Below are 6,923 nucleotides of genomic sequence, written 5' to 3' on the forward strand. Positions count from 1 at the left end.
CGGCGGGGCCCTGCGGGGACTGCGGGAGCTGAGGCTCTGGGGGTGTCGTGGGGAGGTCAGTAGCGGTAGTGGTCGGCCTTGTAAGGGCCTTCGACCGGGACACCGATGTAGGCGGCCTGTTCCGGGCGGAGGGTGGTCAGCTTGACCCCGAGGGCGTCCAGGTGGAGGCGGGCGACCTTCTCGTCCAGGTGCTTGGGCAGCACATAGACGTCGGTCGGGTACTCCTGGGGCTTGGTGAACAGCTCGATCTGCGCCAGGGTCTGGTCGGCGAAGCTGTTGGACATCACGAACGAGGGGTGGCCGGTGGCGTTGCCCAGGTTGAGCAGGCGGCCCTCGGAGAGCAGGATGATGACCTTGCCGTCGGGGAAGGTCCAGGTGTGGACCTGGGGCTTGACCTCGTCCTTCACGATCCCGGGGATCGCGGCCAGACCGGCCATGTCGATCTCGTTGTCGAAGTGGCCGATGTTCCCCACGATCGCCTGGTGCTTCATCTTGGCCATGTCCGCGGCCATGATGATGTCCTTGTTGCCCGTGGTGGTGATGAAGAGGTCGGCCAGGCCGATGACGTCGTCCAGGACGCTGACCTGGTAGCCGTCCATCGCCGCCTGGAGTGCGCAGATCGGGTCGATCTCGGTGATGATCACGCGGGCGCCCTGCCCGCGCAGGGACTCCGCGCAGCCCTTGCCCACGTCGCCGTAGCCGCAGACGACCGCGACCTTGCCGCCGATGAGGACGTCGGTGGCGCGGTTGATGCCGTCGATCAGGGAGTGGCGGCAGCCGTACTTGTTGTCGAACTTCGACTTGGTGACAGCGTCGTTCACGTTGATCGCCGGGAACAGGAGGGTGCCGTCGCGATGCATTTCGTACAGCCGGTGCACACCGGTCGTGGTCTCCTCGGTGACACCGCGGATCTCGGACGCCAGGCGGGTCCACTTCTGCGGGGACTCGGAGAGGGTGCGGTTCAGCAGGCGGAGGATGTAGGCGTACTCCTCGCTGTCGGCCGTCGAGGGGTCGGGGGCCTTGCCAGCCTTCTCGAACTCGACGCCCTTGTGGACCAGGAGGGTGGCGTCACCGCCGTCGTCGAGGATCATGTTCGGGCCGCCGGTGGGCGTGTTGGGCCAGGTCAGGGCCTGCTCCGTGCACCACCAGTACTCCTCAAGCGTCTCGCCCTTCCAGGCGAAGACGGGGATGCCCTGGGGGTCGTCCGGGGTGCCGTCAGGGCCGACCGCGATGGCCGCGGCGGCGTGGTCCTGGGTGGAGAAGATGTTGCAGGACGCCCAGCGGACGTCGGCGCCGAGGGCGACCAGGGTCTCGATGAGGACGGCGGTCTGCACGGTCATGTGCAGGGAGCCGGTGATACGGGCGCCGGCGAGCGGCTGCCGGGCCGCGTACTCCCTGCGGATCGACATCAGGCCGGGCATCTCGTGCTCGGCGAGAGTGATCTCCTTGCGGCCGTAAGCGGCGAGGGAGAGGTCGGCGACCTTGAAGTCCTGTCCAGTGGCGACAGTTGTCATGACTGGCTGCTCCTCGTGATGTTGGTCGAGGTACGGATACGGGCGGCTCCGCGGCGGCGGGCATACGAATGCCCGGACCATGCGCGGTGCAGTCCGTCGGAGGCCCTCTCTCCACCCGGCCGGTCCACTCGGGACCGCCCGACCGCCATCAGCAGCGACGCCTGACTCTGCCCACGAATCTACACCGGTCGTGGTGGTCCGCCCCAGTCCGCCTGGGGACGGGATCAGGCCAGGTTGCCCGGCCGCCGGGAGGGCTGGTGGCCCGGAACCGCTGTCGGGGGTGGGGGCGGAGTAGGTTCCCCCTTGGTCTTCGTGCGGTCTCCGTGCGGTGTCCGTGCTTGTTCGTGCTTGTTCGTGTGGATCGAGGAGCCGGGAGAGGCTGGAGCCGGGAGGGGCAGGGTTTATGAGGGCTGGACGGCCGGGGCGAGGGCTGCGGGTCGCCGGGTGGGTGCTGATGGTGCTGGGTGCGCTGGGGTTCGTCGCCTCGCTCACACCGCTGGTGTCGGATTACCGGGTGCGGGCGATCGGCGGGGAGGGGATGGCGCCCACCCATGTCCCCGGGGACCGGGTCGTCATCGAGGAGATCGGACCGGGGGAGATACGGCGGGGCGATGTGGTGCTGTTCGCCGTGCCGGGCGTCGAAGGCGGTATCCCTCAGCGGGTGATCGGCGTCGGCGGGGATCGGGTCGCCTGCTGTGACAGCGAGGAGCGGGTCATGGTGAACACGGTGCCGCTGCGGGAGCCGTATGTGCGGGACGGGGATCCGGGCGGGGGCCAGGCCCCGTACGACAGGAAGGTGCCGGAGGGGCGGATGTTTCTGCTCGGGGACAACCGGGGCAACTCCTACGACTCGCGCTATCCCCGGCGGGGAGCCGGGGAAGGGGCCGATGGCATGGTGCCCGTGACCGCCGTGCGGGGGCGGGTGGTGGACGACATCACCGTGCCCGTGCGGCTGGGCGTCGGTGCGGTGGTCGCGGGAATCGGGTTGCTCACGGGTGTCGGCTGCGGGATCGGTGGCCGGACGATGGGGCGGCGTGCGCCCGCGCCCGTACCGCCGCGTACTCCGTACCACCGCGTATGAGGTGGGGCCCCTCGTACGGAGCGGGGCGTGCCGTTGCGGATGAGGCCATGCCCGTGCGGATGGGGCCAAGCCGTACTGCCCGGGGCCCGAGGCCCACAGTGCCGGTGCCGGTGCCGGTGCCGGTGCCGCCCGGAGCGCGATGGGCCCGCGCCCGCCACCCCATGGCCCGGGGCACCCGTACCGGCCGTGGCGCACGGGATCGGTGCGGCTCGTGGCCCGAGGGACCGGTGGCGTCCGGTTCCGTACGGGGGAGGCATGCCGGTCCCGGGGGCTGGTCCCTGCTCCGCCGTGGACCGGCCGGTGTCGGGCCGTGCGCGGTGCGACGGAGCAGGGAGGAGGGGCCGCTGGGTCAGTGGGCGGCCGGGTCCGGGGAGGAGCCGCCCGGGGACTTGGCGGGGTTCAGGCCGGCTGCGGCGGCGGACGCGCTGAAGATGTCCGGTTCCAGATAGATGACCCGGGCGATGGGCACGGCCTCGCGGATGCGCTCCTCGGCGGCGTTGATCGATCCGGCGATGTCGGTGGCGGTGGAGTCGCCGGGGACCGCGATCTTCGCGGCGACGAGGAGTTCCTCCGGGCCGAGGTGGAGCGTACGCATGTGGATGATGCGGGTGACGGTGGCGTCGTCGACGATCGCGGCCTCGATCCGCCGTACCTCCTCCGCGCCCGCCGCCTCGCCCAGCAGCAGGGACTTGGTCTCGGCCGCCAGGACGATCGCGATGAGGATGAGCAGCACGCCGATGCAGAGGGTGCCGATGCCGTCCCAGACGCCGTCGCCGGTGGCCAGGGCCAGGCTCACACCGACGAGTGCGAGGACCAGGCCGACCAGCGCGCCGAGGTCTTCGAGGAGGACGACGGGCAGTTCGGGGGCCTTGGCGTGGCGGACGAACTCCTTCCAGGAGAGCGAGCCGCGGACCTCGTTCGACTCCTTGATCGCCGTACGGAAGGAGAAGGTCTCGGCGATGATCGCGAAGACGAGGACGCCCACCGGCCAGTACCACGCCTCGATCGCGTGCGGGTCCTTGATCTTCTCGTAGCCCTCGTAGATCGCGAACATGCCGCCGACCGAGAAGAGGACGATGGAGACGAGGAAGGCGTAGATATAGCGTTCGCGGCCGTAGCCGAAGGGGTGTTGCGGGGTGGCCTCGCGTTTGGCCCGTCGGCCGCCGAGGAGCAGCAGGCCCTGGTTGCCGGAGTCCGCGAGGGAGTGGACGCTCTCCGCGAGCATCGACGAGGAGCCGCTGAAGAGGAACGCCACGAACTTCGCTACCGCGATCATGAGGTTGGCGACGAGTGCCGCCACGATCGCCTTGATTCCGCCTGACGCGCTCATGTGTGCCGGATGTCCCTTCGTACGCCTTCGTGTTCCCGGAACGGGCCGGACCGGACGCGGTGTGCCGGTCGTGCTCCCGGGCCGGGACGGACGCCTGATGGCTGCCCCGGACTTCGCGGGCATTGTCGCAGCCCCGGCGGGCGGCTCCGGGTCAGATGACCACAGTGGCGCGGAAGAGCGTTCCCGCGTGGCCGTTCGCGCCGGAGATCCGGGTGGTCTCACCGGCCGGGACGAACACCGAATCCCCCGGGGCCAGCGTCAGTTCGCCGGCCGTGACCCGGCCGGCCGTGCAGAGCAGGATCTGGGGGGTGGGGGCCGTGAGGTCCCGTACCGCCGCGTCCGGCGCGAGGGCGTAGCGGGACAGCCGGAACTCGTCCCCCGGGGTGTCGTAGACCTCCTCGCCGGACTCCGACGCCTCCGGGCGCAGGATGCCGGGGTCGGCGGCCTCGAACCGGACGACGCGCAGGAGTTCGGGGACGTCGATGTGTTTGGGGGTCAGTCCGCAGCGCAGGACGTTGTCGGAGTTGGCCATGATCTCGACACCGAGACCGTTCAGATACGCGTGCGGGATGCCCGCGCCGAGGAAGAGGGCCTCCCCGGGCTGGAGGCGGACATGGTTGAGCAGCAGCGCGGCGATGACGCCCGGGTCGCCGGGGTAGTGGTGGGCGGTCTGCGCGTAGGGGGTGTAGGGGCCGCCGAGCCGCTGCGCCGCGGCGGCGGTCTCGCTGACGGTCGCCGCCATCTCCTCGCGGTCGGCGGTGAGTACGGCGGTGAGGACCTCGCGCAGGGCGGCGTCCTGCGGGTGGGCGTGCAGGACGTCCACGTACGGCTTGAGCGAGTCGACGCCGAGTCCGGCGAGCAGATCCGCGGTGTCCAGCGGCGGGCGGAATCCGCACAGGCCGTCGAAGGGGGTGAGCGCGCAGATCAGTTCGGGTTTGTGGTTGGCGTCCTTGTAGTTGCGGTGCGGGGCGTCGATCGGGATGCCCGCGCGCTCCTCGGCGGCGTATCCCTCCTTCGCCTGGGCGAGGTCGGGGTGGACCTGGAGGGAGAGGGGCGCTCCGGCGGCCAGGATCTTGAGGAGGAACGGGAGGCGGGGGCCGAACTTCTCGGCGGCCGGGGGGCCGAGTTCGCGTACGGGGTCGGCCGCGATCACCTCGCTGAGAGGGCCTCGGTCGAGCCGGGAGGGCGCTCCCGGGTGGGTGCCCATCCACATCTCGGCCTGGGGCTCGCCGGTGGGGGCGATGCCGAGCAGTTCCGGGATGGCGGTCGTGGAGCCCCAGGCGTAGGGGCGCACGGTGTTGGCGAGGCGGTCCATGGTGGTTCTTTCCCGGTGCTCTGTGCTGGGCGGGGGTTGTCGATGCGGGTCAGGTGGGAGTGGCGGGGGTGGCGAGGGCCAGGTAGACGGCGGCGAAGTCGGTGACGGCGACGAGTTCGGCGATCGACTCCAGTAGGTGGTTGCCGGCCTCGGAATCGGTGCTGTTGTCGGGTTCGAGTTCGCTGATGGGGGTGTCGTGGCCGAGCGCGAGTTCGCGGGCGGCGGGCGCGGCGGTCAGTCCGCCGGTGGGGCGGTCGCGCAGCAGGACGACCCGGGCGCGCAGGGCCTGCGGTTCCTCGACGCGGTCGCGGAAGAAGTCGTCCGGGTCGGCTCCGGCGGCGAAGGCGCCCGCGAGCAGGACGCCGTGGGCGGGCAGCGCCTCGGGCAGCTCGGCGACGAGGGCGGGGCGGCCGGACAACTCGGCCAGTACGGCGGCGAAGCGGCGGCCGGCGGGGGCGGCGCCCGGTCCCTCCGTCCAGATCAGCGGGAGGCTGTCGGCGAGTTCGGCGGCGAGGGTCTTCGCGGGGTTGCTGTAGGTGGCGATGGCCGGGCCGCAGCGCTCGGCGGTGCGGTCGAGGCGGTCGGCGACCCTGGCGAGGGTCTCGGGGGGCGCCTCCAGCAGGCCGACGCGGTCGAGGAGCGCGAGCAGCGGGGTGAACAGGGCCCACAGCGCGCCGGGGCTCGCCGCCTGGGTCTCCTCGTACAGCTCGTGCGGGGCGGTGGCCATGGGGACGACCAGGCCGTGCGCGCCGCCTACCGTCTCGGCCAGCGGGGAGTGCTCTGGGGCGACGGCGACGACGGTGCAGCCACGGCGGTACGCCTGCTCGGCGAGGAGGGCGAGGCCGGGTTCGCTGCCGTCGGTGGTGGCGATGAGGAGGAGGTCCAGGGAGCCCGACCAGCCGGGGAGCGACCAGCGCAGGGCGCCGACGGCGGGGGCGACGCCGGCGGGGTGGAGGCGGGTGACGGGGGCGCCTGCTCCGGCGAGCGCGCCGATCAGATCGGCGACGCCGGTGGCGGCCGTGCCGGACCCCGCGACGAGGACGGCGCGGGGGCGGCCCTCGGGCTTCAGTTCGGCGATGCCCGCCTCGGCGGCGTGGCGGGCGGCGGTGCGGACGCGTGCTCCCGCCTCGGCGGCGCCCCGCAGGAGTCCTCGGCGGTCGGCGCGGGCGAGGGCTTCGGGGGCGTCGAGGAGGGACTCGTCGAGCATGGGGTGGGGTCTCCGATCGCCGTGCGGTTCGCTGGGACCGTGTTTGTCGCTGGGACCGCGATGGGGTGTGGGCGGGGCGGTTCGGGGGGCTGCCGGGGCCGCCGGGGCTGCGGGGGGCTGTGAGTGGGCTGTGCGGGGGCTTTGGCTGCCGGGTGCCGGTCGGGCCCGGGTGCCGGTCGGGCGGGGTGCCGGTCAGGCGGGGGTGCCGGTCAGGCGGGGGTGCGTGCCTCGTCGACGAGGAGTACGGGGATGTCGTCCCGTACGGGGTAGGCGAGGCCGCAGTCCGTGCCGGTGCAGATCAGCTCGGGGGTGTCGGCTGCCGTGCGGTCGGTGAGGGGGGAGTGGCAGGCGGGGCAGGCGAGGATCTCCAGGAGTGCGGCTTCGAGGGGCATGGGGGTCCTTTGGGTGCGGAGGGTCGTTGCGGCCGGGGGGCTTGGGCTCGGGGCTTTGGGGTGGTTGTGGGTGTGGTGGGTGGG

At 72.2% G+C, this 6,923-nt stretch carries 6 protein-coding genes; 1 reads left to right on the top strand and 5 read right to left on the bottom strand.

Annotation, left to right across the window (positions count from 1 at the left end; genetic code table 11):
• Positions 1-56: 56 nt before the first annotated feature.
• Positions 57-1,514 (bottom strand): adenosylhomocysteinase, encoded by a 1,458-nt coding sequence (gene ahcY, locus ACWF94_RS28590; protein WP_453494597.1) that lies wholly within the window; start codon positions 1,512-1,514, stop codon positions 57-59.
• Between the two features lie 403 nt (positions 1,515-1,917).
• Between ahcY and lepB the strand changes: the two genes are divergently transcribed.
• Positions 1,918-2,595, top strand: coding sequence for a signal peptidase I (gene lepB, locus ACWF94_RS28595; RefSeq protein ID WP_453494600.1), 678 nt, complete (start codon positions 1,918-1,920; stop codon positions 2,593-2,595).
• A 349-nt stretch (positions 2,596-2,944) separates the two neighbouring features.
• Here the strand turns inward: lepB and ACWF94_RS28600 are convergent, their stop codons facing one another.
• The 4 genes from ACWF94_RS28600 to ACWF94_RS28615 all read right to left on the bottom strand — a co-directional run bounded on the left by ACWF94_RS28600 (position 2,945) and on the right by ACWF94_RS28615 (position 6,839).
• Positions 2,945-3,925 carry a cation diffusion facilitator family transporter gene (locus tag ACWF94_RS28600; RefSeq protein ID WP_453494603.1) on the bottom strand — a complete coding sequence of 327 codons (981 nt, stop codon included), beginning with the start codon at positions 3,923-3,925 and terminating at the stop codon, positions 2,945-2,947.
• Positions 3,926-4,076: 151 nt separating this feature from the next.
• Positions 4,077-5,240 (bottom strand): mannose-6-phosphate isomerase, class I, encoded by a 1,164-nt coding sequence (gene manA, locus ACWF94_RS28605; RefSeq protein ID WP_453494606.1) that lies wholly within the window; start codon positions 5,238-5,240, stop codon positions 4,077-4,079.
• Positions 5,241-5,289: 49 nt separating this feature from the next.
• Entirely contained in the window at positions 5,290-6,447 is a 1,158-nt protein-coding gene (locus ACWF94_RS28610) for an SIS domain-containing protein (protein WP_453494609.1), read from the bottom strand.
• Positions 6,448-6,656: 209 nt separating this feature from the next.
• The gene (locus tag ACWF94_RS28615) at positions 6,657-6,839 is read right to left on the bottom strand and encodes a Trm112 family protein (protein ID WP_453494612.1); all 183 of its coding nucleotides are present in this window, start codon (positions 6,837-6,839) and stop codon (positions 6,657-6,659) included.
• Positions 6,840-6,923 lie beyond the last annotated feature (84 nt).

Source organism: Streptomyces sp. NPDC055078 (assembly GCF_053607985.1).

What these genes read in the sequence shown, in the direction of transcription:
- ahcY (WP_453494597.1), bottom strand. Translation starts at nt 1,514, where the DNA reads ATGACAACTGTCGCCACTGGACAGGACTTCAAGGTCGCCGACCTCTCC.
- lepB (WP_453494600.1), top strand. Translation starts at nt 1,918, where the DNA reads ATGAGGGCTGGACGGCCGGGGCGAGGGCTGCGGGTCGCCGGGTGGGTG.
- ACWF94_RS28600 (WP_453494603.1), bottom strand. Translation starts at nt 3,925, where the DNA reads ATGAGCGCGTCAGGCGGAATCAAGGCGATCGTGGCGGCACTCGTCGCC.
- manA (WP_453494606.1), bottom strand. Translation starts at nt 5,240, where the DNA reads ATGGACCGCCTCGCCAACACCGTGCGCCCCTACGCCTGGGGCTCCACG.
- ACWF94_RS28610 (WP_453494609.1), bottom strand. Translation starts at nt 6,447, where the DNA reads ATGCTCGACGAGTCCCTCCTCGACGCCCCCGAAGCCCTCGCCCGCGCC.
- ACWF94_RS28615 (WP_453494612.1), bottom strand. Translation starts at nt 6,839, where the DNA reads ATGCCCCTCGAAGCCGCACTCCTGGAGATCCTCGCCTGCCCCGCCTGC.